The 25124-nt window shown below is 70.3% G+C and carries 19 protein-coding genes; 5 read left to right on the top strand and 14 right to left on the bottom strand.

From position 1 onward, the window contains the following. Positions 1-87 precede the first annotated feature (87 nt). The gene (locus tag H1D24_RS27275; protein WP_181660346.1) at positions 88-2553 is read left to right on the top strand and encodes a CBM35 domain-containing protein; all 2466 of its coding nucleotides are present in this window, start codon (positions 88-90) and stop codon (positions 2551-2553) included. A gap of 224 nt (positions 2554-2777) precedes the next feature. Here the strand turns inward: H1D24_RS27275 and H1D24_RS27270 are convergent, their stop codons facing one another. Next, on the bottom strand, positions 2778-4832 hold the full coding sequence (locus H1D24_RS27270; protein ID WP_181660345.1) for a SpoIIE family protein phosphatase: 2055 nt from the start codon (positions 4830-4832) through the stop codon (positions 2778-2780). A 671-nt stretch (positions 4833-5503) separates the two neighbouring features. On the opposite strand from H1D24_RS27270, the gene H1D24_RS27265 reads away from it, so the two are divergent. Together H1D24_RS27265 and H1D24_RS27260 are read left to right on the top strand one after the other, a co-directional pair. Continuing rightward, positions 5504-6478, top strand: a complete 975-nt coding sequence (locus H1D24_RS27265) for an arabinan endo-1,5-alpha-L-arabinosidase (protein ID WP_181660344.1) — start codon at positions 5504-5506, stop codon at positions 6476-6478. After that, positions 6460-6648: a hypothetical protein gene (locus H1D24_RS27260; protein ID WP_374064374.1), complete on the top strand. Its 189-nt coding sequence runs from the start codon at positions 6460-6462 to the stop codon at positions 6646-6648. Before H1D24_RS27265 ends, H1D24_RS27260 begins: the two co-directional genes overlap by 19 nt. A gap of 59 nt (positions 6649-6707) precedes the next feature. Here the strand turns inward: H1D24_RS27260 and H1D24_RS27255 are convergent, their stop codons facing one another. Both H1D24_RS27255 and H1D24_RS27250 read right to left on the bottom strand, forming a co-directional pair. Beyond that, positions 6708-8048, bottom strand: coding sequence for an MFS transporter (locus H1D24_RS27255; RefSeq protein ID WP_181660343.1), 1341 nt, complete (start codon positions 8046-8048; stop codon positions 6708-6710). Positions 8049-8327: 279 nt separating this feature from the next. Next, a complete protein-coding gene (locus tag H1D24_RS27250; RefSeq protein WP_181660342.1) occupies positions 8328-8993 on the bottom strand; it encodes a TetR/AcrR family transcriptional regulator in 666 nt (221 codons plus the stop codon). A gap of 281 nt (positions 8994-9274) precedes the next feature. On the opposite strand from H1D24_RS27250, the gene H1D24_RS27245 reads away from it, so the two are divergent. Next, positions 9275-10159, top strand: a complete 885-nt coding sequence (locus H1D24_RS27245) for a shikimate dehydrogenase (protein WP_181660341.1) — start codon at positions 9275-9277, stop codon at positions 10157-10159. A gap of 380 nt (positions 10160-10539) precedes the next feature. After that, a complete protein-coding gene (locus tag H1D24_RS27240) occupies positions 10540-12333 on the top strand; it encodes a bifunctional sugar phosphate isomerase/epimerase/4-hydroxyphenylpyruvate dioxygenase family protein (RefSeq protein WP_181660340.1) in 1794 nt (597 codons plus the stop codon). Between the two features lie 177 nt (positions 12334-12510). On the opposite strand, the gene H1D24_RS27235 is transcribed toward H1D24_RS27240, so the two are convergent. The 11 genes from H1D24_RS27235 to H1D24_RS27185 form a co-directional block, all read right to left on the bottom strand. Further along, entirely contained in the window at positions 12511-13722 is a 1212-nt protein-coding gene (locus tag H1D24_RS27235) for an ATP-grasp domain-containing protein (protein WP_181660339.1), read from the bottom strand. A 390-nt stretch (positions 13723-14112) separates the two neighbouring features. Further along, positions 14113-15948, bottom strand: coding sequence for an AMP-dependent synthetase/ligase (locus H1D24_RS27230; RefSeq protein ID WP_181660338.1), 1836 nt, complete (start codon positions 15946-15948; stop codon positions 14113-14115). A 188-nt stretch (positions 15949-16136) separates the two neighbouring features. Further along, a complete protein-coding gene (locus H1D24_RS27225; protein WP_181660337.1) occupies positions 16137-16718 on the bottom strand; it encodes a GNAT family N-acetyltransferase in 582 nt (193 codons plus the stop codon). Positions 16719-16825: 107 nt separating this feature from the next. Then, on the bottom strand, positions 16826-18433 hold the full coding sequence (locus H1D24_RS27220; protein ID WP_181660336.1) for an acyl-CoA synthetase: 1608 nt from the start codon (positions 18431-18433) through the stop codon (positions 16826-16828). Between the two features lie 105 nt (positions 18434-18538). Continuing rightward, a complete protein-coding gene (gene hcaB, locus H1D24_RS27215) occupies positions 18539-19372 on the bottom strand; it encodes a 3-(cis-5,6-dihydroxycyclohexa-1,3-dien-1-yl)propanoate dehydrogenase (RefSeq protein WP_181660335.1) in 834 nt (277 codons plus the stop codon). Between the two features lie 40 nt (positions 19373-19412). Then, positions 19413-20291, bottom strand: a complete 879-nt coding sequence (locus H1D24_RS27210; RefSeq protein WP_181660334.1) for an alpha/beta fold hydrolase — start codon at positions 20289-20291, stop codon at positions 19413-19415. A 14-nt stretch (positions 20292-20305) separates the two neighbouring features. Next, positions 20306-20929 carry a 3-phenylpropionate/cinnamic acid dioxygenase subunit beta gene (locus H1D24_RS27205; RefSeq protein ID WP_258564338.1) on the bottom strand — a complete coding sequence of 208 codons (624 nt, stop codon included), beginning with the start codon at positions 20927-20929 and terminating at the stop codon, positions 20306-20308. 245 nt (positions 20930-21174) lie between these two features. Beyond that, positions 21175-22386 carry an NAD(P)/FAD-dependent oxidoreductase gene (locus H1D24_RS27200; protein ID WP_181660333.1) on the bottom strand — a complete coding sequence of 404 codons (1212 nt, stop codon included), beginning with the start codon at positions 22384-22386 and terminating at the stop codon, positions 21175-21177. Next, positions 22383-22736 (bottom strand): bifunctional 3-phenylpropionate/cinnamic acid dioxygenase ferredoxin subunit, encoded by a 354-nt coding sequence (locus H1D24_RS27195; RefSeq protein ID WP_181660332.1) that lies wholly within the window; start codon positions 22734-22736, stop codon positions 22383-22385. The genes H1D24_RS27200 and H1D24_RS27195 overlap by 4 nt, the downstream gene beginning before the upstream one ends. After that, positions 22733-24046, bottom strand: a complete 1314-nt coding sequence (locus H1D24_RS27190) for an aromatic ring-hydroxylating dioxygenase subunit alpha (protein ID WP_181660331.1) — start codon at positions 24044-24046, stop codon at positions 22733-22735. The genes H1D24_RS27195 and H1D24_RS27190 overlap by 4 nt, the downstream gene beginning before the upstream one ends. Then, complete coding sequence (locus tag H1D24_RS27185) at positions 24043-24960, bottom strand: VOC family protein (protein WP_181660330.1); 918 nt, start codon at positions 24958-24960, stop codon at positions 24043-24045. The genes H1D24_RS27190 and H1D24_RS27185 overlap by 4 nt, the downstream gene beginning before the upstream one ends. Between the last annotated feature and the right edge of the window lie 164 nt (positions 24961-25124).

Below are 25124 nucleotides of genomic sequence, written 5' to 3'. Positions count from 1 at the left end.
AGCACGACCCGCACGCCACGCATGCCCGGCAAGAGAAGACGACGCACGACAACCGCCCTCACCGCAGTATTGATCGGAGCAGCAGCAATGGCCGGCACCCTGCCTGCGGCCCCGTCGGCCCGGGCGGCAGCCGCCCAGACCATCACCGTCGATCTCGGCGCCCCCGAGGGCGAGGTCATGCTCGGGGCGAACGGCGCGCTGTACGGACTGGGCGACGACGGCGTCCCGAGCGACGCCGCCCTCGCCCCACTCAAGCTCACGTCGATCTCACAGAAGCCGGACGGCGGACTGCAGCACCCGAACGGCGATGCGATCGCCGTCTCGAAATCGTTCTTCCGCAACGGCGGCGGCGACGTCAACGTGATGATGCAGGACATCTACCAGAAGTGGCCGTACGAGGACCTGGGTCTCGCCGACTACCTCACCAAGGTCGACTCGATCGTCGAGAAGGTCAACGCCGCCGAGCACAGTGACCGCTTCGTCTACGTCCCGTTCAACGAGCCCGACTGGATCTGGTACGGCCTCAACACGAAGGACCCGGCCGCCTACGAGAAGAACCGGGACCGCTTCCTCGCCGACTGGAAGACCGTCTACCAGCGCATCCGCGCCCAGGACCCGGACGCCCGGATCGCCGGCCCCAACGAGGCGTACTACGACAAGCGGCTGCTGCCCGACTTCCTCACCTACGCCAAGGCCAACGACGTCCTGCCCGACGTGATGACGTGGCACGAGCTGTCCCCGGACTCGCTCAGGTACTTCCAGTCCAACTACGACCACTACCGCGCCCTGGAGAAGTCCCTCGGCATCTCCCCGCTCCCCGTCAACATCGACGAGTACGCCAACCGCCGCGACCTGTCCGTACCGGGCCAGCTGGTGCAGTGGGTCTCGATGTTCGAGCGGAACAAGGTCCTCGCCAACCAGGCCTACTGGGACGCCGCGGGCAACCTCAGCGGCAACGTCGTACGCACCAACATCCCCAACGGCGGCTGGTGGCTCTTCCGCTGGTACGCGGGGATGACGGGCCAGACGGTGAAGGTCACCCCGCCGTCGCCGAACACGATCGACACGCTCCAGGGCCTGGCCTCGCTCGACACCTCGCGTAAGCAGGCCCAGGTGCTGGTCGGCGGCGCTTCCGGTGATGCGGACGTCGCCGTGCAGCACGTCGACCCGAAGGTCTTCGGCACCTCGGTGACGGCCACCGTCGCCGAGGCCGCCTGGTCCGGCTACGAGGGACAGCACGCCGCGCCGCGTGTCCTGTCGCGCACGAAGGTCAGCGTCGGGTCGGACGGCAGCGTCACCGTCCCCCTCAAGGGCATGAAGAAGATGTCCGCGTACCGCATCGTGCTCACCCCGGCCGGCTCCGGCACCCCCGCCGCCGCCACCGTCCCCTGGTCCGACTCGTACGAGGCAGAGGACGCGAAGATCACCGGCGGCCGGGTCTACACCCAGGGCACGGTGGCCAACGCCAACGGCTACGCCGCCTCCGGCACCAAGGACGTCGGCTCGCTCAACACCGAGAGCAGCAAGGTCGACTTCACCGTCACCGTGCCGAGCACCGGCACCTACGACCTGTCGATCCTCTACGGCAACCAGTCCGGCGCCCCGTCCACCCAGAAGCTGTCCGTCGACGGCGGCCCGGCGACCACGGTCACGTATCCGTCCACCGAGAACTGGACCTACCGGGCCAAGAAGGACCTGACCGTCGACCTCACCGCCGGGACGCACACGCTCACCCTGGCCCATGACACCGCCGAGGTCACGCTCGACCGCATCGACCTCACCGCGCACGTGGTGCCGTCCACCTCGTACGAGGCCACGCTCGCGGATGTCTCCGGCAACGTGTCGAACGTGTCGTACGACTACGGCGACTCGTCCGGGACCGGCACGGGCGCGCTGGTCCTCGGCTCCGGCGGCAAGGCGGTCTTCGACGTCTACGCACCGCGCGACGGCTACTTCACCGTCACGTCCCGTGCGTCGGCGGCCGTACAGCTGTCCCTGCACGGCGAGACGGTGGCGGCCGCCCCGAACCGGCCGCTGAAGCTGTACCTCGTCGCGGGCAACAACCGCATCACGGCCACCGGGCAGGCGGCGCTGCGCTCGCTCGACGTGACAGGCTCCGGATCGACGTCCGGCACGCTCACGTATGAGGGCGCACAGGCGAAGCTGACTGGTGGGGCGCGGCTCGTGGACAGTGCGTACGCCTCGTCGGGCACGTACATCGGCTGGCTCGGCAACAGCGCCACCAGCACCGCCACCTTCACGGTCGACGCGCCGCGCACAGGCAAGTACGTCCTAGTCGTCCAGTACGCCCACAACGACCGGCGCGACAACGGCCACGCGTACAACACCGACATCATGTCCCGCACCGCGGACATCACGGCCGGCGGCAGGACGCAGACGGTGACCTTCAAGAACACCTGGAGCTGGGACGACTACTGGACGCTGGGCGTCCCGGTGGAACTGAAGGAGGGCTCGAACTCCGTCACGTTCGGCAACGCGTCCGCGTGGGCCCCGAACATCGACCGGATACAGGTGGCCGCGGTGCGCGACTGACGTAGGCGGAACCCGCCGGAACCAGGCCCACGCCGAGCGACTGCGGATACACCGGTCGCTCGGCATGGGCCATGTCCGTGGGGCGGGCCGGAGTACCTGGTACGTCAGCTCGCCTCCACGCCGACGATGAGGGTGCCCGAGTAGCCCGCGGACGCTGAACTGCCCAGCGCCTTCAGCGTGAGCAGGCCCGAAGCGGGGTACTGGCCGCAGCGGCCGGAACCGGGTCACCTCCGCCGCCGTGCGAGAAGAAGCGCCACGTCGTCGTCAGATTCCCGGTGCAGTGCGCTGAGCACCATGTCGCACATCTCCTCCAACGGGCGTCGGTTGCCCTCCAGCAGCCGTAGCAGGGCCTGCAGTCCGACCTCTATGGACTCCCCGCGATGCTCCACCAGGCCGTCCGTGAACAGCGCGAGCAGCGTCCCCTCCGCCAGTTCCCGCTCCTCGGCGCTGAAGGGCACCCCACCGACCCCCAACGGCACGCCGCTGGGTATGTCGAGGTATTCGGCCGTGCCGTCGGGGCGCACCAGCACCGGCGGCAGATGGCCTGCGCTGGAGAGTTCGCATCGGCCGTGCTGGGGGTCGCAGACGGCGTAGAGGCAGGTGGCTATCGAGTCGCCGAGCGAGTCGGCGATGTCGTCGAGGTGGGACAGCAGCTCGGCGGGAGGCAGGTCGAGCCGGGCGAGGGCGCGGGTGGCCGTACGGAGCTGGCCCATGATCGCTGCGGCGTGCACGCCCTTGCCCATCACATCGCCGACGACCAGGCCGATCCTGCCCCCCTTGAGCGGCAGAACGTCGAACCAGTCCCCGCCGACCTCGCTGACCGCGGGCAGATAGCGGGAGGCGATCTCGATGCCGTCGTAGCCCGGTGGCGGGTGGGGCAGCAGGCTGCGCTGGAGGGTGAGCGCGATGGTGCGCTCGCGCCCGTACAGCCGGGCGTTGTCGACGCAGATGGCGGCGCGCGCGGCCAGCTCGGTGGCGAGCGTGAGGTCCTGGTCGTCGAACGGGGAGGCGTTGAGCGTGCGGTACAGGCTGAGCGTGCCCAGCACCTCTCCGCGGGCTATCAGCGGGGCGGCCAGATAGGAATGGACCCCGGCCCTTCGGAGCACCTCGGCGGCGGCAGCGTCCCTGGCGATGCATGGCATCGTCGCACCACTCACCCGCTCGACCAGGATCGGCCGCGCCTCTCGTACGCTCTGGGTGATCAGCCGTGACGAGCTGTACGACGCCAGTTCGCCGACCGGGTCCGCGGCCCGGATGGCATCGGTCGGGTAACCCGCCGCGACCGCCAGAGCCCGGAAGTCGGCGTGGCCGTCCCTCCGGGCTGCGGCTGCGTCGCCATGGCTGACCACCGAGTCGAGCAGGTCGACAGCCGCGAGGTCGGCGAGCTGCGGCACGGCCATTTCGGCCAGTTCACAGGCGGTCTGGTGCAGGTCCAGGGTGGTGCCGATACGGACACTGGCGTCCGCGATCACCGCGAGCCGCTCGCGTGCCTTCGCGACCTCGGCGGCCGCCAGCTGTCGCGCGGAGACATCGATGACTGCGATCGCCAGGCCCAGCACGCGTCCGCTGGGGTCCTCGATCCGGTGGTACGACTCCGAGTAGGCGTGCTCCTTGGTATCCGCGGCCGTCCGGCCCACGGTCTGCTGATCCAGCAGCGGCTCGCCGGTCTCCAGGACGTGTCGCATGCGCGACTCAATGGCCTCTACATCCAGCGACGGCAGCGCCTCGCTGACACGGCGGCCCAGCACGGCCTCCTCAGGCAGGCCGTTGATCCGCTCCAGTGACGGATTGACGCGGATCCACCGCAAATCGGTGTCGAACACCGCGATGCCCACGGGGGTCTGGTTGATCAGGCTGTGGGACAGGGCCAGGTCCCTCTCCACGTTCCGCAGGGTCTCGGCGTCGGCGGCCAGGCCCAGGGCATGGACGCCGCCACGCGTGTCGCTCAGCCGCATGGTGCGAAACTCCACCAGCCGCGTCGAGCCATCCTTGTGCAGGACCGGGAACACTCCCGCCCAGCTCGTGCCGGCCCGTACGCGTTCGAACAACTCCCGAGCCCGCCAACGATTCTCCTGGGACACCAGCAGCCCGGCGCTCCGGCCCAGTGCTTCGGTGGCCGAGTAGCCGAGCAGCAGCTCAGCCTCGGGGCTCCACAGCACGATCCGGCCGTCGCCGTCCACGACCAGGGCGGCGACCCGCAGCAAATCGAACAGCCCTCCAGGCGCAGCGGTGACACCGTCCTCCCAGCCGTCCCCGCTCCGGGCCTCATGCCCACGCATACCAGCCGCTCCCTCCGGCGGCAGTGCCGGAACCGCCAGGGACCGCTCCATGGATCTTCTCGTTACGTCATACCTCTTCCCGGGGGACATCGCACGCCGTGATCCCATCCGGGCAGTGCACGGCAAGAATGCCGAGCGCGACGAGCTGTGGAAGGCCGCCCGCGGGTGTCGACAGTCACGTAATCGAAATTCCCCACGTCCGACGCCTTGCGCGTCACGCGATACCCAGGCGGAACTAATTGGGTGGCCGTGGCACCGGGTGCCATCACATCGAGGAACGGATCAGTGAGTGCCCACACGCAGGAGTCGAGCAGGTCGGGGGAGCGGACAACTCGTCCGCGCCGACATCAGCGAGGACAAGGCAGGCGTCTTTATGCCCCGATCAGGCGCTGCACCGTACGTCATGAGCACGGCACCGCAGGAATGGCGGCTGTGTGCGCGCCGTGCGTTTCGGCAAAGTGATGATTCGTCAAATCACCCGGGAGACGGCGGAGTTATCGAATCACATTCGATGGTTCAGTGACGGGAGGGGTTGTGTAAACCGTTGACGCGAACGTGGTTCGACCCTACGGTCCCGTTCGAAGTGAGGGCCAATGTTCGATATTGCGAACGCCGCTCATGGGGTTGCTCACTTCCTGTGATTCCTTCTGCCCCCACCAAGGAGGGTCCGTGTGAGCCGCACCTCCCGTAGAACCACCCTGCTGGCCGTCCCGGCGGCTGTTCTGCTCGCCCTTGTACCGAGCAGCGCGTCCGCGTATCCGAACCCGGGCACCGTCACGGGTTCGACAGTCGTCCACGACCCGACGATGATCCGCTCCTCATCGGGCCAGTACTTGCTGTACGCCACCGGCGGCGGACTCGCATCCAAGACCTCCACCGACCGGATCGCATTCACCGCCGGCAGCGACGCGTTCACCACCAGGCCGAGCTGGTGGTCGAACTACTCGTCCGTCCCCGAGGCCTGGGCGCCCGACATCTCGTACCACGGCGGCAAGTACCTGATGTACTACTCCGTCTCGAAGTTCGGCTCGAACACCTCGGCCATCGGCCTCGCCGGCTCGACCACAGGCCGGCCCGGCAGCTGGACGGACTACGGCATCGTCTACACGTCGAGCTCGTCCAGCGACTACAACGCCATCGACCCGAACCTCTTCGTGGACGACAACGGCACGTGGTGGCTGTCCTTCGGCTCCTGGTGGACCGGGATCAAGATGATCCAGATCAACCCGTCGACCGGGAAGCAGCTCTCCTCGAACACCACCCGCTACTCGCTCGCATCCCGGCCGACCGGCACCAAGGCCGTCGAGGCGCCGTACATCGTCAAGAGGAACGGTTACTACTACCTCTTCGCCTCGTACGACGTGTGCTGCTCAGGCACCAGCTCGACGTACAAGGTCAAGGTGGGCCGTGCCACCAGCGTCACCGGGCCGTACTACGACAAGAACGGCGTCGCCATGATGAACAACGGCGGCACACCCGTGCTCGAGTCGCACGGCAGCATCATCGGCCCCGGCGGCCAGTCGATCATGAACGACGTGGACGGCGACCTGATCGTCTACCACTACTACGACGGCAACGACAATGGCACCCCGAAGCTCGGGATCAACCTTCTCAACTGGAGCAGCGGATGGCCCGTCGCCTACTGACCTTGCTGGCCGCGCTGGTCCTCGCGCCGTCCCTTGGGCAGTCCTCGGCGAGCGCCGCCTCGTTCACCGACCCGGTCAAGACCCAGAAGGGCGCCGACCCCTGGATCTCGTACCACGACGGCAACTACTACCTGGTGACGACCAGTTGGACCGACGTCATCACCATGTGAACAACACTTCGGGGGCCGGCCCCCACCGGGCCGGCCCCCGAAGTGCGCCACGCCAGAGATCAGGCCGCCACGGTCTCCCGGCCGGTCGCCTCCTGCGGCTCCCGCAGACCGAGCTGCTCCGTCGGCACCTTGTGGGTCTCGCGTGCGGTGAGCGCGGCGAGCACCGGCGGGACGCAGAGCGCCGCGGTGAACAGAGCCACGGCCGACCAGTCGTCACCGTTCGGGCCGGCGATCTGGGCCGCGAACGTCACAGCGAACCCGGCGACGGCGAAGCCGATCTGCGTACCGATGGCCATGCCCGACAGCCGTACGCGCGTGGAGAACATCTCGCCGTAGAAGGACGGCCAGATGCCGTTGGCGGCGCTGTAGACGACGCCGAAGGTGACGATGCCGAGGATCAGCACCAGGGGGTACGAGCCGGTGGAGATGGCCCAGAGGTAGGCGAACATCATGACCGCGCTGCCGGCCGCGCCGGTCAGGAACACCGGCCTGCGGCCGATGCGGTCGGAGAGCTTGGCCCACAGCGGGATGGCGCCGAGGGCGACCAGGTTGGCGAGCGCGCCCACCCACAGCATGCTCGAGCGGTCCATGCCGACCGAGTCGCTCGTCGCGTAGGCCAGGGCCCAGACGGTGAAGATCGTGCTGACCGACGCGACCAGGGCGCCGGCGATGACGCGCAGCACATCCGCCCAGTGCTCGCGGAACAGCACAAGCAGCGGAAGCTTGGCCACGCCCTCGGTCTCGGCCTGCTGGGTGAAGGCGGGGGTCTCCTCGAGCGTGCGGCGGATGACGTACCCGACCACGGCGACGGCGACGCTGAGCCAGAACGGGATGCGCCAGCCCCAGGAGAGCAGCTGGTCCTCGGGGAGGGCTGCGATCGGGATGAAGGCGAGGGTGGCGAGGAGCTGGCCCGCTTGTGTGCCGTTGAGCGTGAAGCTCGTGAAGTAGCCGCGGCGGTGCGGCGGTGCGTGTTCCAGCGTCATGGAGTTGGCGCTCGCCTGCTCGCCGGCCGCGGAGATGCCCTGCAGGACGCGGCACAGCACGAGGAGCACCGGGGCGAGCGTGCCGACCTGTTCCCTTGTCGGCAGACAGCCGATGAGGAAGGTGGACAGGCCCATCAGCATCAGCGTGAAGACCATGATCTTCTTGCGGCCCAGGCGGTCTCCGAAATGGCCCAGGAAGAGCGCGCCGATCGGACGGGCCGCGTACGCGACGCCGAAGGTGGCCAGCGACAGCAGGGTCGCAGTGGCCGGGTCCGACTCGTCGAAGAAGATCTTCGGGAAGATCAGCGCGGCGGCGCTGCCGTAGATGAAGAAGTCGTAGTACTCAAGGGCGCTGCCGATCCAGGCAGCGAGCGCTGCCTTACGCGGCTGGCCCTGGTGGGCGTCGGGGACGGTCACGGCGGCTCCTTGGGGACTTCCGGAGAAGGGTAGAGCGGGTGAGGGGGAAAGTGCCGGGCCCTGAGGGTCGGGGGTCGGCTGTCACCGGCGCTCCGGTCGGAAGGCGGGTGATTAACTCACTGGATAGTTAATAGCGAGTGGCTACGGATGTTGCAGCCGCGTGTCGCACCTGTCAAGAGGTCGCGCAGAAACCGGTCCGCCGCACATCCGGTGATCAGTCCGCGAGCGGTCCGCCGGGATCGGTGTTCAGTCCGCGGGCGGTCCGCCGGGACCCGGTGTTCAGTCCGCCGAGCGGTCCGCCGTGAGGTAGGCGATGACCATGTCGCCCAGCATGTTCCGGTAGTGCTCCCGCTGGTCCGCGGCGACCAGGTCGCGGCCGAAGAGGGCGCCGAACGTGTGCCGGTTGGCGACCCGGAAGAAGCAGAACGAACTGATCATCGCGTGCAGGTCCACCGCGTCGACATCGGCCGTGAACAGGCCCGATGCCCGGCCCGCCTCGAGGATCCGCCGGATCACCTCGATCGCGGGCGAACTGAGCTTGCCGAGCACCTCGGATGCGGCGATGTGCTCCGCCTCGTGGATGTTCTCGATGCTGACCAGCCGGATGAAGTCGGGGTGCGCCTCATGGTGGTCGAAGGTGAGCTCGGCCAGCCGGCGGATGGCCGCCACCGGGTCGAGATGCTCGACGTCGAGTTCCTGCTCGGCCTGGCGGATCACCGAGTACGCGCGCTCCAGGACGGCCGTGAAGAGCTGTTCCTTGCCGCCGAAGTAGTAGTAGATCATCCGCTTCGTGGTACGGGTGCGGGCCGCGATCTCATCGACGCGGGCACCCATGTACCCGGCGCGGGCGAACTCCTGCGTCGCCACGTCGAGGATCTCGGCCTTGGTGCGGGCGGCGTCGCGGATGCGTCCGCCGGGGCGGGCCGGTTCTTCGACGGTGGTCATCCGTTGGTTCCTTCTGGGTGAGGCGCTGGTGCGGGGCGAGGCGGGGACCTTCGGGCTGGTGCGCGGCGGGGCGGGGGCCTTCGGGCGACCTGCTGGTGCGGGGCGGAGCTTGGGCCGTCCGATGCTCGCGATTGTAGAAGCCGGTCCCGCTCGTGGATCCCGGTAGATCAACGTTCCGCGGAGACCCCGGAGCTTCCGGCGAGGTCTTCCTATGGAGCCGACCGCCTGATATGACTAACGAACCAGTTCGTACATTACGCAGAATGCGGCGAGAGGCAGCGATGGCATCCAGGACCCAGGACTCCTTCCTCATCGGCCTGATCGGCGCCGGCATCGGGCCCTCGCTCAGCCCGGCGCTCCACGAGCGCGAGGCCGACCGCCAAGGCCTGCGCTACCTCTACCGGCTGATCGACATCGATGTCCTCGGTGTCACGGCCGACGAGGTCGGCGACCTGCTCCGGGCCGCCCGCGACCTGGGCTACGACGGGCTGAACATCACCCACCCGTGCAAGCAGCTCGTCATCGAGCACCTCGACGCGATCGCCCCGGGCGCCGAGGCCCTCGGCGCTGTCAACACCGTCGTCTTCGAGGACGGCCGGGCCGTCGGGCACAACACCGACGTCACGGGCTTCGCCGCCTCGTTCGCCCGTGGGCTGCCGGACGCCTCGCTCGACCAGGTCGTGCAGCTCGGCGCGGGAGGCGCCGGCGCCGCAGTGGCGCACGCCCTGCTCACCCTGGGCGCCGGGCGGCTCACCGTCGTCGACGCGCTGCCGGAGCGGGCGGCCGCTCTCGCCGCCTCCCTCAACCGCCACTTCGGCGACGGACGGGCGACGCCCGCCGCTCCGGACGCACTCCGGGACCTCATCGCGGGCGCCGACGGCATCGTGCACGCCACGCCCACCGGCATGGCCGCGCACCCCGGACTCCCGTTCCCCGCCGAGCTGCTCCACCCGGACCTGTGGATCGCCGAGGTGGTCTACCGGCCGCTGGAGACCAAGCTGCTGCGCACGGCCCGTGCGCGCGGCTGCGCCACGCTCGACGGCGGCGGCATGGCCGTCTTCCAGGCCGTCGACGCGTTCCGGCTGTTCACCGGCAGGGAGCCCGACAGCACCCGAATGCTCGCCGACATCGCGGAGCTGGCGGGCGCCGCCGGAGCTCGCGCCTGACCGGTCTCCGAGCCGGACCCGGCCTCCGAGCCGGACTCGGCCTCCGAACCTGATCCGGCCTCCGAGCCGGACCCGCTCCGAGCCGGACTCGGCCTCCGAACCTGATCCGGCCTCCGAGCCGGACCCGCTCCGAGCCGGACCCGGCCTCCGAACCTGATCCGGCCTCCGAACCTGACCCCGCTTCCGAGCTTGGCCTGGCTCCGAGGCAGATCGGCCCGAGCCCGTGTCCGGGCCTTCGAGGCTGACCCGGCTCCCGAGCCGGACCCGGCCTCCGAGGCAGATCGGCCGAGCCGGCCCGGCCTCCGAGTCAGACCGGCCCGAGCGTGTCCCGTCCTCGGAGCCAGCCCCCGACACAGCACCGACCCCGAAGGAGCACCGCCGTGCGTACGTCCATCGCCACCGTCTCGCTCAGCGGCCCCCTCACCGAGAAACTCACCGCGGCGGCACGGGCGGGCTTCGACGGCGTGGAGATCTTCGAGAACGATCTCCTCGCCAGCCCCCTCACCCCGGAGGAGATCCGCGCCCGCACCGCCGACCTCGGCCTCACCATCGACCTCTACCAGCCGATGCGCGACATCGAGGCCGTCCCGGAGGACAACTTCACCCGCAATCTGCGCCGGGCCGAGCACAAGTTCCGGCTGATGCGGCGGCTGGGCGCCGACACGGTGCTCGTGTGCTCCAGCGTCTCGCCGCTCGCCGTGGACGACGACGCGCTCGCCGCCGCGCAACTGCGCCGGCTCGCCGAGCTGGCACAGGCGTACGGCATCCGCGTCGCCTACGAGGCGCTCGCGTGGGGCCGGCACGTCAACACGTACGACCACGCCTGGCGCATCGTCGAGGCTGCCGACCACCCGGCGCTCGGCACCTGCCTGGACAGCTTCCACATCCTCGCTCGCGGCTCCGACCCCAAGGGCATCGAGGACATCCCCGGAGACAAGATCTTCTTCCTGCAGCTGGCCGACGCCCCGTTGATGGCCATGGACGTGCTGCAGTGGAGCCGCCACTACCGCTGCTTCCCGGGGCAGGGCGGCTTCGACGTCGCCGGGCTCCTCGGCCATGTCGTACGCGCCGGCTATCAGGGGCCGCTCTCGCTCGAGGTCTTCAACGACGTCTTCCGACAGGCCGACGCGCGCCCGACCGCCGTCGACGCCCAGCGCTCACTGATCGTCCTGCAGGAGGCCACCAGCCTGGCCACCCCGCCGGCCCCGGTCGTGCCCACCGGCGTCGCCTTCGCCGAACTCGTCACACCCGACGCCGAACCGGCCTCCGCGCTGCTCGGCGCGCTCGGCTTCGCCCGCACCGCCAGGCACCGCAGCAAGCCGGTGGAGCTCTGGCAGCAGGGCGACGCCCGCGTCCTGCTCAACACCGGTCCGGTCGACAGGCGCGATGCCCTCTCCCTCGCCGCCATAGGCCTGGAGTCCCCGGACCCGGCCGTCGCCGCCCGGCGCGCCGAGGCTCTCCTCGCCCCCGTGCTGCCGCGCCGCCGTGCCCCTGAAGACGCGCCGCTCGACGCGGTGGCCGCCCCCGATGGCACGCAACTGTTCTTCTGCGCCACTGATCAACCCGAACTCCCCAGCTGGACCGGCGACTTCACGCCCGTCGACCACGCCCCCGCAGCAGGCACCGGCGTCCGCGGCATCGACCACCTGGCGCTCACCCAGCCCTGGCACCAGTTCGACGAGGCCGCCCTCTTCCACCGCAGCGTGCTCGGGCTCCATTCGCAGGAGAGCGTGGATGTCGCCGACCCGTACGGACTGCTGCGCAGCCGCGCCGTCACCAACCCCGACGGCAGCGTGCGGATCGCGCTGAGCGTCGGACCCGCCCCGACCGACGAGAGCGGCCGAGCCCAGCACATCGCGTTCGCCGTAGACGACATCGTCACCGCAGTCCGCCGCATCAGGGAGGCCGGAGGACGGCTCGTGCCGGTGCCCGTCAACTACTACGACGACCTGGCCGCCCGCTACGAGTTCACCCCCGGCGAGCTGGAGACCTACCGCGAACTCGGCATCCTCTACGACCGCGACGAGCACGGCGAGTTCCGCCACTGCTACACCGAGACCGTCGGGCGCATCTTCTTCGAGCTCGTCCAGCGCGACGGGGGCTACCGCGGCTACGGCGCTCAGAACGCCCCCGTACGTCTGGCCGCGCAGCACGCCATGCGGCCGGGGCGCTGACTCAGGCGATCGGCGGATCCGCATCTGCCGGGGGCGCGCTCCGTCGCTGCGGCCTAAGGAGCCGGCGCGACTGAGGCAGCCGACGAGACGGAGGCAGCCGGTGCCATCCCTGCGGCCGGGCGCTGACTCGGCGATTGGCGGATCCGCATCCGCCGGGGCCCGTTCCGCTGCTGCGGCCTAAGGACCCGGCGCGACTGAGGCAGCCGGTGCGATGGCGGCAGCCTGTGCCGCCGAGGCAGCTGGTGCCACCCCTGCGGCGGCAGCCGGTGCCACCGCTGCTGCGGACGCCGGTGCCGCCTCGGGAACCGGTCCCGAGGAGGGCGCCGGTACGAGCGGCAGGGAGTCCGTCCGCTGCTGAGGGAGCGTCACCGGACGCACCGGCCGGGGCCCCGCGACCACCGCGTAGTCCGGGCCCAGGAAGTCCGGTGTCAGATCGCCGGGGTCCTCGCCGAGTGCCAGGCGGACGGCGGACCACGGGGCGTTCAGCCCGCACTGGGAGAGCTGGTGGAGACCGCCCGCCGGGCGGGTGTTGACGTCCATGAGGACCGGTTCGCCGTCATGGAGGCGGTACTGGATGTTGGTGAGCCAGTGCAGCCCGAAGGTCTCGGCGAGGCGGCGGGACGGCTCGGTCCAGGACGGGTGGAGCGTGAAGCCGCGGCGGCGGCCGTGCTTGGTGCGGCCCACCGCCATACGGACCCGGCCGTCCGGCCCGGTGAGGCAGTCCACGGACACCTCGGGCTCGTCCAGCCGCGGCATGACCAGCCAGTCCACGGGCTCGTCGGCGTCACGCAGGGCGTCGACGACCAGGTTCAACGGGACGTACGGGCTGGGGAAGCCGGTCAGGTGCATCAGCGAGAACGCGGAGCGCGTGACGACGCGGAAGCCGACACCGCCCGCCCCGGCCGCGGGCTTGAAGCACGCCTTGTGGCCCGTGGCCTCGATCGCCTCGACGGCCGCGACCAGCTCGTCCTCAGTGCGCACTCGCCACCACGGCGGCACCGGAACCCCGGCGGTCGCCGCCGCTTCATAGGCGACGGCCTTGTCCTGGAAGGTGGCGATGGCCTCGGCCGGCGGGGCCAGCAGTACGGTGCCGAGGGCGGCGAAGTCCTCGCGGTGCGCCGCGATGACTCCCTGGTGCAGCACCGGCACGAAGACGTCGATCGCGAGCTGGGCGCACTGCGCCAGCGCGTATTCGACGTATGCGGCGGGGGACAGGCCCTCGGGCTCCAGCGCCGCGGTGTCCGCGGCGGCCAGGACCGGCGAGTCGGGATCACCGTGGGTGGCATGGATCTCGACCCGGGCGCCATGGGGATTGGACCGTAGCTGATCCATGAAGAAGACGTTCTCCGCGTACGTGCGGTTGAGCCAGACGCGTACGCGAGAGACCATTCAGGCCGCCTTCCAAGGGTCGGGCAGGGTACGGCGCAGCGGGCCGAACCCGGCCAGGGGGAGATGAGGGACACGGAGCCGTTGTGCGCATGCGAGGTGTCGCGGCGGCCCGTGTGTTGGGGCGATCATAAGGGCCAGACGGCTGTCGTGCTGCTACGTGCATGTTAAGAAATCACTGGCCACGGCCCTTGCTGCCGACTGCATACCGGAGCCCCCGGCTCCGATCTTCCTTGAGGCACCGGTTCGGGGGCGAGCGGAGTCACCGAATCCGGGATACGCAGTCACCGGTTCCGGGACCGGAAATAACCGGTTCCGGGACCGGAAATAACCGGTTCCGGGACCGGAAGTAACCGATTCGGGACCGCACGTCACCGGTTCCGGGACCCGGAGTCACCGGCTCCGGGCATAAAGGGCGTCGATCTCCCGCTTGAACGCGGTCACGATCGCGCTGCGCCGGAGCTTCAGGGACGGCGTCATGAACCCGTTGGACGTACTGAACTCCTGCGGCAGGATGCGGAACGCGCGGATGGACTCGGCCCGCGAAACGCCGGTGTTGACGCGCGTCACCGTCCGCTGGATCAGAGCCCGGAGGTCGTCGTCGTCCGCCATCTCCTCGGGACTCGCCTGCGGCTTGCCCATCATCTTCCGCCAGTTGGCGACGGCCGTGGGGTCCAGCGTGATGAGGGCCGCGACGTAGGGCTGGTTGTCGCCGACCACCAGGCACTGCGAGACCATCGGGTCCTCGCGCAGCTGCTCCTCGAGGGCCAGCGGGGCCACGCTCTTGCCGCCGCTGGTGATGATGATGTCCTTCTTCCGGCCCGTGATGACGAGATAGCCGTCGTCGTCGAGGTGTCCGACGTCGCCGGTCGCGAACCAGCCCTCGCGGAGCACCTGGTCGGTGGCCTCGCGGTTGTTGAGATAGCCGAGGAAGACGACGTCGCCGCGCACCCACACCTCGCCGTCCGGCGCGATGTGCACCGTGTTGCCCGGCAGCGGCTTGCCGACCGTGCCGAACTTGACCCGGTGCACCGGTTGAGCGGTCACCGCGGCGGACGTCTCGGTGAGGCCGTAGCCGTCGTAGACCGTGATGCCGGCACCGGCGAAGAACAGACCCAGCTGGCGGCGCAGCGTCGAACCGCCGGACACGGCGTACCGCACGCGCCCGCCGAGAACGGCTCTCATCCGCGCGTAGACCGCGTGCTCGTACACCGCGTGCTGCATTCTCAGCGCCGGGCCGGGACCGTGCCCCTTGCCGTGGGTCTGCCGCTCCAGCGCCTCCGCATAGCGCACCGCGACGTCCACGGCCTTGTCGAACGCGGCGAGCTTGCCCGTCTCCTCGGCGGTGAGCCGGGCGCGTTGGAAGATCTTCTCGAAGATGTAAGGGACGGCGAACAGGAACGTCGGGCGGAACGAGTCGAGCGCGGCCAGCAGCGCGTCGGGCGTCATGTCGGGCTGGTGGCTGAGCCGGATCCTGCCGCGCAGACAGCAGACCACCACGATGAGCCCGTAGCAGTGCGCGACCGGCAGGAAGGTGAGGATCGACGGCTCCTCGCCGGGTTCGGCGACGAGCTCGCGCCAGCCCGAGATGAGCGTGTCGCACTCGGCGGCCAGGCTCGCATGGGTGAGCAGGCAGCCCCGGGGGCGTCCCGTGGTGCCGGAGGTGTAGAGGATCGCGGCGATCTGCTGCGGCTGGACCGACGCGAGCTGCCGGGTGACCGCGTCGTCCGGCACGTCCTGGCCGGCCTCGACCAGCTGGCGCACACCTCCGGAGTCCAGCTGCCACATGTGGGCCAGCAGTGGCATGGAGCCGCAGATCGCACCGACCGTCATCGCATGGTCCTCGTGCTCGACCACGATCGCCGCGGCCTGGGTGTCGTCCAGGATCCAGCGCACCTGTTCCGACGACGACGTCGGGTAGACGGGCACGACGCGGGCGCCGACGGACCACAGGGCGTACGCCAGCAGCGTCCACTCGTAGCGCGTACGGGACATCAGGGCGACCCGGTCGCCGAACCGGATGCCGCTGGCGAGGAACCCCTTCGCGACGGCCAGCACCTCGTCGCGGAACTCGGCCGCCGTCACCGGATACCACTCGTTCGGCTGTCTCTCCGAGCGGCGGGACAACTGCACGAACCCCGGGGTCTGCTGGGCCACTTGGAAGACGGAGTCCGCGAGCCCGCCCGAGCGCAGCGGCTCCACCAGACGCGAAAGGCTGACCTCCTGCATCCGCCCGCCTCCTTCCCGCGCACAGCACCGCCGTGCGTCAGACGACAGGCAGCACACAACCCCCGCTACGCGCGTGGCTGCCCAGAGGAAGAATACGGTCCGCACTGGCGCGGTCACTCACATCGCGCCCGAATCGATAGGGAAGACCCAAAGAGAGCCCGGGAAGGACGAGTTCGGCGGCTCAGGGCTCAATGGGGCATGGCGTCAAGGGATGTCGCGATCGTGGTGACCGCGGAAGGCTCCGCGACGAGCAGAGCCACGCTGCGGTGGGGAAGGTCGGCATCGGTCACGTACCGGAACCCGCCGGCCTCGAAGTCGCCCACAGCCGCTGCGTCCTCCACATCAACGGCCGCCGTCACCCTCCGGCAGCGCGGATCCGACGCGAAAAGGGCCGAGGTCAGGTCGCGCAGAAGGTGCGCGATCAGCTGCCGGCCGGCGGACCGGGGGACGCCGGGGACGAGCTCGAGCGCGAGGTCGTGGGCGCCCACGGGGTAGCAGGCGCGCAGGGGATGGTGGAGGACCCGGTGCACCTCGAGATAGATCACGGGTTCGTCGTGGAGGCTGACGATGCACGGCCGGGCGGCCCGCCCGGCCTGTAGCCCGCGCAGTTCGCCCAGCAGCGCCTCACGTGACCGTGTGCGGCCCGAGGCGGCGAACCATCCGTGGACGAGGGCGAGATCCGCGACGGGATCTGTCGGACGCAGCGTCCAGCCGCCGCCGAGGCACGGTGTCGGGGGCGGCGGTACGGTGCCGGTGGCCAGGGGGGTCATGGGCGCGGATCCTTCGTCGGGGTCGGGGATCAGGGCGGCGCGGCCCCCGGCGGCCGGTCGGCCGCCGGGGTGTCCGCCTGAGGTACCGGCGGGCGGGTTCGGCTGTGTCAGCCCGCGGCAGCAGTGGCCTCGGCCTCCGGCTCCTCCACGGACTGCTGCTCCACCCAGGCGCTCAGGGCGGGCTTGTCGAGCTTGCCACTGCCGTTGCGTGGCAGTTCCTCAATGATGAGAACCCTGGTGGGCAGCTTGTAGCGGGCGAGATGCAGCCCGCCGAACTCCCGAATCTCCTCCAGGGTGGGCTCGACGCCCGGCTTGCACGTGAGGACGGCCAGCACGGTCTCGCCCCACTTGGCGTGTGGCACGCCTATGACGGCCACCTCCATCACGCCCGGGAAGTCGGCGAGGACCCGCTCCACCTCCGCCGGATACACGTTCTCGCCACCGCTGATGATCATGTCCTTGATGCGGTCGACGACGTAGTAGAACCCGTCGCTGTCCCGGTAGCCGATGTCGCCGGAGTGGAACCATCCGGCGTCGTCGAAGGCCTTGCCGGTGGCGGACGGGTTGTTCCAGTAGCCAGGTGTGACGTTGGGGCCCCGGACGCAGATCTCGCCCCGTACCTCGGGCGCGCTGATCTTGGCACCGCTGCCCGGCGCGAGCAGGCACACCTCGGTGTACGGCATGGGGGCACCGGCCGAGCCGGCCTTGTCCAGGGTCAGCCCAGGCGGCAGATAGGTGGCGAAGGGGGCGGTCTCCGTCAGCCCCCACGCCTGCTGCAGCAGTACGCCGTGCCGGGCCGCGTACTCGCGGATGATCTGCGGTGGTACGGGCGCGCCGGCGACGACGACGGCGCGCAGGCCGCTGAGGTCCGCCTCGGCGAAGCCGGGGGTGTGGGCAAGGGCCGCGAACATCGCCGGCACGGCGAAGAAGCTGTCGACACGGTGACGGACCAGGTCGTCGAGGCACCGCGCCGGATCGAAGGTGCGGCGGAGCACGACCGTGCCGCCGCGCAGCAGGGTCCGCAGCGTGAGGGCGTTGAGGCCGCCGATGTGGAACAGCGGTGCCACGGCCAGGTTGGTGTCGTCGGGGCGGGTGTCGACCACGCTGTCGACGTTCACGGCGTTCCACCAGATGTTGCCGTGGGTGAGCATGACGCCCTTCGGCCGCCCCGTGGTGCCGGAGGTGTACATCAGCGCGGCGAGGTCGTCGTCGTGCAGTGCCACCGGATCCAGTCCGGGGTCGGCGGAGCCCAGGAGCTCGGACAGCGGCGTCCACGGTGCGGGTGGCGCGGGGGTGGAGGGGCAGGCGGGGTCGGTGTCCACCAGCAGCCGGCAGCGGGCGGGCACCTCGGCCAGCACCGGCTCCGCCAGGGCACGGTGGCCCTCCTCGACCACCAGGGTGTGGGCGCCCGAGTCGACCAGGATGTGCCGGACCTCGTCCGCCGCGAGCCGGTGGTTCACCGGCACGAAGACCGCGCCGAGATGGGCGGCCACGAGCAGGGTCTGGAGCAGGGCGGCGCTGTTGAGGCCCAGGTAGGCGATCCGGTCGCCGCGGCGCAGTCCGCGGGCCGCCAGTCCCGTGGCCAGTTCGCGTACGGTCGCGGCGAGTGCGGCCGCGGAGATCTCCGTGCCCTCGTAGATGATCGCGCTGCGGCTGCCGGCATAGCGGGCTCTGCGGTGCACGGCGGAGGCGGGGCTGATGTCGACTGCTGCCATGACGGCTCCTTCGGCTCACGGCAAGGGGATCGGTGGAAAACGAGGGCTTGCTCAGAGATCAGAACTTACTCAGAGGTCAGGACTTGCTCGGGAATCGGGGCTTGTTCAGAGGTCTGCGCCGCCGGCCGAGTTGCGGAAGCCGCGTACGGCGATGCCTCCGTCCACCGGGACGACGGCACCTGTGATGTTGCCGCTGTTCCGGCGGGAGGCGAGCAGCACATACGTGCCGGTGAAATCCTCAGGTTCGACGCTCGCGTCGTACAGAGGTATGTGCGGTCTTTCTCCGGCGCCCTCGTTCCGGGCGAAGGAGTCCGCGATGACCCGCTGCTCCAGGCCCAGGCTCTCCGGGCCGCGCAGCTGGGTGCGCATGCCACCGCAGGCCACGCCGTTGACGCGGACCTTGGGCGCCAGCTCGTAGGCGAACTCGCGGACGAGCCCGAGGCAGGCGTGCTTGCTCGCCGTGTAGACCGGGCCGCCGCCGTTGGTGTGGAACGACGAGTTGGACAGGGTCATGATGATGCTGCCGCGGGTGGCCACCAGTTCCCGCCAGGCGGCCTCGACGGCGAGCAGATAGCCCTTGACGTTCACGGCGAACACCTCGTCGAAGGCCTTCGCCAGCTCATGGCCCGACAGCCGGGTGACGCTGCGGTGGTAGTCCCAGATCCCGGCGTTGGGGACGAGGATGTCGAGCTTGCCGAAGCGGTCGACGGCGGCCTTGACGGCCGCGTGCAGATCGTCGGGGCAGCGTACGTCGCCGACGACGGGCAGGACCCGGTCCGCGAGTTCACCGGCCGCGGTCACGACGGCGTCCAGCCGGTCTCGATCGCGGTCCAGGACGGCGACGCTCGCCCCCTCGGCGAGATAGCGCAGCGCGACGGCGCGGCCGAGGCCGGAGGCGCCACCGGTGATCAGGGCGACGTCGCCCTCGAGCCAGCCCATCGGTTCACCTTTTCCCATCGCTTCCGCTGTCCCCATCGGTTCAGCTCTCCCTGAGGAAGTCGGTCACCAGGCGCTCGAACTCCGCCTGGCGCTCCAGCTGGACCCAGTGGCCGCAGCCGCCGAAGACGTGGAGCTGCACGTCGCGGATCTGCTTGAGCATGAGCTGCGCGCCGTCGAGGGTGATGGTGCGGTCGTCGCGGCCCCACAGCAGCAGCGTCGGCGCCTTGATCTTGTGGACGCGCTGCCAGAGCGGGTCCATGCCGTGGCGCTTGGCGAAGGCCGCGTTGTAGGCGTGGTAGAAGGCGATGTGGGACTCGTCGAGGGAGGCCTCGTATCGGGCCTGGACGGTGTCCTCCCAGCGCTTCGGCTCGGCGGTCATGACGCGGATGAAGTCCCGCATCTTCTTCACCGTGGGGCCTTCGCCGTTGTAGTAGCGGAACATCGCCTTCTGGCCCTCGGTTGGAGTCGGCCCGAAGGGGAGCCAGCCGCCGCCGGGCGCCATCAGCACCAGCTTCTCCACGCGTTCCGGGGCTTCGAGCGCGGTGGCGATGGCGGCCGCGCCGCCCAGGCTGTTGCCCAGCAGGTGGAAGCGGTCGATGCCCAGGGCATCCAGGGTCCGCAGCAGCGCGTCGACGGTGATCTCGGTGATGCTGCGGGCGTCCAGGTCCGCCTGGGTGGGGCGGTAACTGCCGCCGAAACCGGGCTGGTCGGGCAGGACCACACGGAAGTGCGGGGCCAGGGCGGCGAGGTTCTGCCGGTAGTTGGCGACTCCGCTCGCGCCCGGACCGCCGCCGTGCAGCATCACCAGTACGGGGCCCTCGCCGGCCTCGCTGACCGAGATCGGGCCGAGCGTGGTCCGCACGGTGTGCTCGAGGAGCTTCGGCTCGGCGGGGGTGACGGGTTCGGTGGCAGTGGTCACGTCGGGACTCCGGTTCACAGGAAGGTGCTGATGTTCTTGGCGAGCAGGACGTTCTGGTCGAGGAGGATCGTGCGGCGGGCGATCAGCAGACCGCCGTCCGTGCCGCGGCGCAGGACGTCGGTGCGGCAGCCGGCGTAGATGTCGACCTCGCGTTCCAGGCGGTTGCGGTAGCAGAGGAACGCCGACTCGGCGACGTACTGCCCCGGTTCGTCGTCAGGGCGCACCATGACGTTGGTGATCAGATGACGGGTACGCGATGGCGGGTCCTCGGCCCAGGCCATGCCGGAGTCGAAGCGCCGGATACGCCACGCCAGGCTCGCCTTGGTCTCGTCGAAGATCGCCACCTCGCCGGGGGCGCCGTCGGCGAGGCTCTGCTGGCGGCGCAGCCGGTTGGTGCGTACCGGCGCCCAGTAGTGCAGGTCGTCTGCGAGAAGCTCCAGCCAGTCGGCGTACCGGTGCTGGTCGAGCAGCTGTGCCTCGAGGTGGTAGAGGCGCTGCACCTCGAAGTGGAGCAGCATGTTGTCGAGGGCTGCGGCCGGTGCTGCCGAGCTGGGTGCGGCTTCCTGGGCCGGTGCGCCGGGATCCAGGGCCGATCCGGTGGACACGGCGGCTGTGGGCTCCTCGGTTCGGATGCTCATGGGGTCCTTCCTTGCGGGGCCGCGCTGCTGTGAGCCATCCCAGCGCGGAGCGGCGGGATGGGGGAGCCGGTGTGCCGAGGAGCGGCACACCGGGCGCGCGGCGGGGTCGGGCGCGGGCGGAACGGCGCTGGCGGCGGCGGCATACGAGGCGGATGGCGGACGGGACCGGCCAGGCGGATCGGACGGCCGTTGCACAGCGTCGGCCGCCCGTGGCGCACGGCGCCCGCCGCCCGGCCGCCGTGCCGTCAGCCGCGCAACAGCGTGCGCAAGTCCGCCGACTCGTCGGCGAGGCGTGTGGCGTCGACCGCGACGCCCCGGTCGATGAGTCGCTGGGCGGCCTTGATGTCGCGCCCGCGATCGATCGCAGCGGCCGCGACGAGCCGGTCCGCGCGCAGCCCGAAGGCCGTGAAGGCGCCGCCGTCGGGCGAGCCGCGCAGCACGGTCCGGTCCGCGTCGGCCATCGTGCCGACGGCCTCGAGGCGGCTGCCATGCCGGTCCGACCAGAACCAGAGTGCCTGCTCAGCGGGCACCGGCCGCCCCAGTAGACCCGCCGCCGCGGCTTGTCCGCCGCGCTGCGCGGCGTCCCAGTGCTCGTGGCGTACGGCGTGGCCGTCGCGGCGCGCCACGTCGCCGACGGCGAAGACGTTCGGCTGCGAGGCCCGCTGCTCGTGGTCGACGACGATGCCGTTGTCGACCTTGAGCCCGGCCGCCTCCGCGAGCGCCGTGGCCGGGCGGATGCCGATACCGACCACCACCGTGTCGGCGGGCAACGGCTCGGCGAGACCGGTCACATGGAGCACCACCTCGTCCACTCCGGGACGGCGTTCTATCCGTTCCACACCGCCGGTGACGACCCGGATGCCCTCGGCCGTGTGCCGCTGGTGCAGCGCCTCGGCGATCTCGCTGCCGACTGCGGCGACGAGTGGCACCGGCACCGGGTCGATCAGCGTGACCCGGCAGCCGAGCGCGCCCGCGACCGCGGCCGTCTCGGCCCCGATCAGCCCGGCGCCGACGACGGCCACACGCGCGCCGGGCAGCAGCCGCTCCCGCAGCCGTTCCGACTCCTCCCAGGTGCGCAGCAGATGCACGGCCGGGTCGTCGCCGCCGGGTACGGGCAGGGCGCGCGGCGTACCGCCTGTGGCCAGCACGATCCGGTCGGCGGACACCACCGAGCCGCCGGACAGCTCCACGGCGCCCTCGGCCGGGCGTATCCCGCTGACGGTGGTGCCCGGCCACAGCTCCACGCCCTGCTGCTCGTACCACTCGGCGGGGCGCAGCATGATGTCCTCGCGCCGGGCCTTGCCCAGCAGTACGTCCTTGCTGAGCGGCGGGCGGTCGTACGGCAGGCCCTCCTCGGCCGAGAACAGCACCAGTTCGCCGTCGTAGCCCCCTGAGCGCAGTGCGTCGCAGGTGGAGACGGCGGCCAGGCCCGCCCCGACGATGGCGATGCGCCTCATACGGTGGGCTCCTCGCCGGGGTGCAGCCAGATCTCGCCGTCGCGGACCGCGACCCGGTGCGCACGGGCGCCGACGGTCGCGGGCATGCACTGGACCTCGCCGGTCTTCAGGCAGAAGCGGGCGCTGTGCAGCGGGCACTCGACCTCGCCGCCCTCGATCCAGCCCTCGGAGAGGGAGGCCTGGCCGTGGGTGCAGGTGTCGTCGAGCGCGTAGTAGGCGCCCTCGTCGTGGAAGACGGCGATCGCGTCGCCGTGGCCGGTCTGCTCGGCCGGGACCTTGATCGCCTCTCCCTCGGCGATGTCCCCGGCCACGGCGACGCGGATTCCCGTGCTGGTACCGGTGTTGCTCATGGGGTGTCCTTCTCGTGATCCTTCTCGTGCCAGGCAGGAGTGTTCATCAGGTCGCGCCAGCGGGCGTAGAAGCCGCGGGCGGCGCCATCGGAGTACAGGTGTCCGGTGGTGCCGGGATGGGTGCCGTCCTCGGTCTCACTGCCCAGGCCCATCTGGTAGTTGAGGGCCATGGAGCCCGCCATGAAGCCGTGGGCGGTCGCCTGGCACTCGCTCCAGTTCTCGCCGTCGTCCTGCTCGAAGATGCCGGTCGGTCCGAAGGTGCGCAGGTTGTACAGGCGTTGGGCGTTCTTGACCTCGTCGGGCATCGATTTGTCGACGAGTGTCCAGGCCCAGACCTCCATCCTGTCCGGGCCCTTGGGGTGCCAGACGCGGATGGAGCCGTTGACGGGCAGGTACGAGAAGTTGGGGAAGACCGTGGCGTGACCGGTGGTCATCGGCCCCTCGACCCGTGTGTCGCCGAGGCGCTCGCGCAGCTTCTCGTAGTCGTAGTAGTGGTGCACGACGCGGTCGTCGAAGCGGCTCTTGGGGTGCGTCGGGAAGCCGGCGCCGTGCCCGTTCGGGTCGGTGTACTGGCGGCCCGGGGTCTGCACGATCTCCGCCTTCGGGCCCTTGCCGGACGGCGACATGACCATCAGGGCCGAGGCGTGCGAGATGTTGACGTGATACCAGTCGGAGGCGAACTGCTCGGCGGCGAGCTTCCAGTTGCCCTCAAGGACCCACTTGTGGACGCCGCCGACCACCTCGGTGCCGTCCGGGTCCCGGTCGAGCATGGCGTCCATGTACCAGGTCATGTCGCCCAGTGCCTGGCGCAGCGGCGGGGCCTCGGGGTTCCAGGTGGCGAAGATCAGGCCCTTGTAGGTGTCCAGCTGGGCGACCTCGGTCAGGCCCCACTTGTCCTGGTCGAAACCGTCCGGGTAGCCGTCCCGGTTGGGTACGTTGATCAGCTTCCCCGACGTGTCGTAGGACCAGCCGTGGTAGCTGCAGGTGAACGCCTTGGTGGCACCGGCGTCCGCACGGCACACGCGCATGCCCCGGTGGCGGCAGGCGTTCAGGAACGCCCGGATACGCCGGTCGCGCCCCATGGTGACGATGACCGGATCCTCACCCATGTACGTGGTGAAGAAGTCGCCCGGCTTGTTGAACTGGCTCTCGTGCGCGAGGAACAGCCAGCTCGGCGCGAAGACCCGGCGCAGCTCCTGCCGGTACAGCGTCTCGTCGCTGAAGATCGAGCGGTCGATCAGTCCCTGGCCGAGGTCGAAGAGGGGGCTGACATCGGCGGCGGCAGCGGGGGTACGGGGCAGGGCGCTCACGCCTGGGCTCCTTCCGCGGCGGCCTGCGCCGGCCTGGGCGGGCGGCGGTGCCCCCACAGGCTGGTCCCGTCCACCCGGGTGGCGACCCACGGGTCGGACACCGTGATCGCGCCGTACCCGTACTCGACCTCGAAGCCGGACGGCGTGACCGCGTAGAAGGACAACATCTTGTCGTTGCTGTGCCGGCCGATCGTGAGCGCGATGGGGGCGCCGCCGTCCAGGCACCTGTCGTACGCGTACCCGACGGTGTCGTAGTCGTCGACCTCCAGCATGAAGTGGAACAGCTCGCCCGGGTCGATGTCCTTCTTCGGCTTGCGCTGGGGGTCGATCACCAGGCCGGCGAAGGCCAGGCTGTGGTGGCGCGGGTTGGTGTGCAGGAAGGCGATGCGCTTACGGCCGAGGTCGCAGAAGTCGCTGACCCTGAAGCCGAGCAGCTCGGTGTAGAAGCGGTACGTCGCCTCGAAGTCGTCCACGTTGAACACCACGTGCCCCAGGCCCTGGTCGCCGGTGACGAACCGGGCGCCGGTGGGGGAGAGGAACGGGGTGGTCGCTGTGCGGGCGCCGTGGAACAGCTCGACGCGGATGCCGTTCGGGTCCTCGAGGTGGACCAGGCCCAGCACGTCACGCTCGCGCAGCAGCGCCTCGTCGGCGCGCTTGACCACGACACCGGCTGCCTCCAACTCCGCTGCGGCGGCGTCCAGTTCGGCCGGTCCTGGCAGCTCCCAGCCGACGTACGCGAACTCCTCGGCGTCGCTCTGGTGGAGCGCGATCCGCCAGTCGCGGTCGTCCACGCGCAGCCGCAGCCCGTCCTCGGTGGTCCGGGACTGCAGGCCGAGGACGTCCTCGGCGAAGGTGCGCCATTCATCGGTCCGCCGGGTGCGGAGTCCGAAGTATCCGAGTCCGCTGAGTTGCATCGCGGATCCCTTCTGGCTTGGGGCGTACGGGGTGCTGTGTCGTGTCCGGTGTCCGGTCCACTCCGGTGTCCGGTCCACCGGACGGTCGCGGTCAGCGAAGGCAGCCGGTCCGAGGGGACGGAACGTTCCTGGTGGTGTCGCAGGTGACGTGTTGCTGCATGAGC

Source organism: Streptomyces himalayensis subsp. himalayensis, from assembly GCF_013778455.1.
In the GTDB taxonomy this organism is placed as follows: Bacteria; Actinomycetota; Actinomycetes; order Streptomycetales; family Streptomycetaceae; genus Streptomyces; species Streptomyces himalayensis.
Note: the sequence above shows the minus strand (reverse complement) of the source record. Positions and strands in the feature narration are given on the sequence as shown.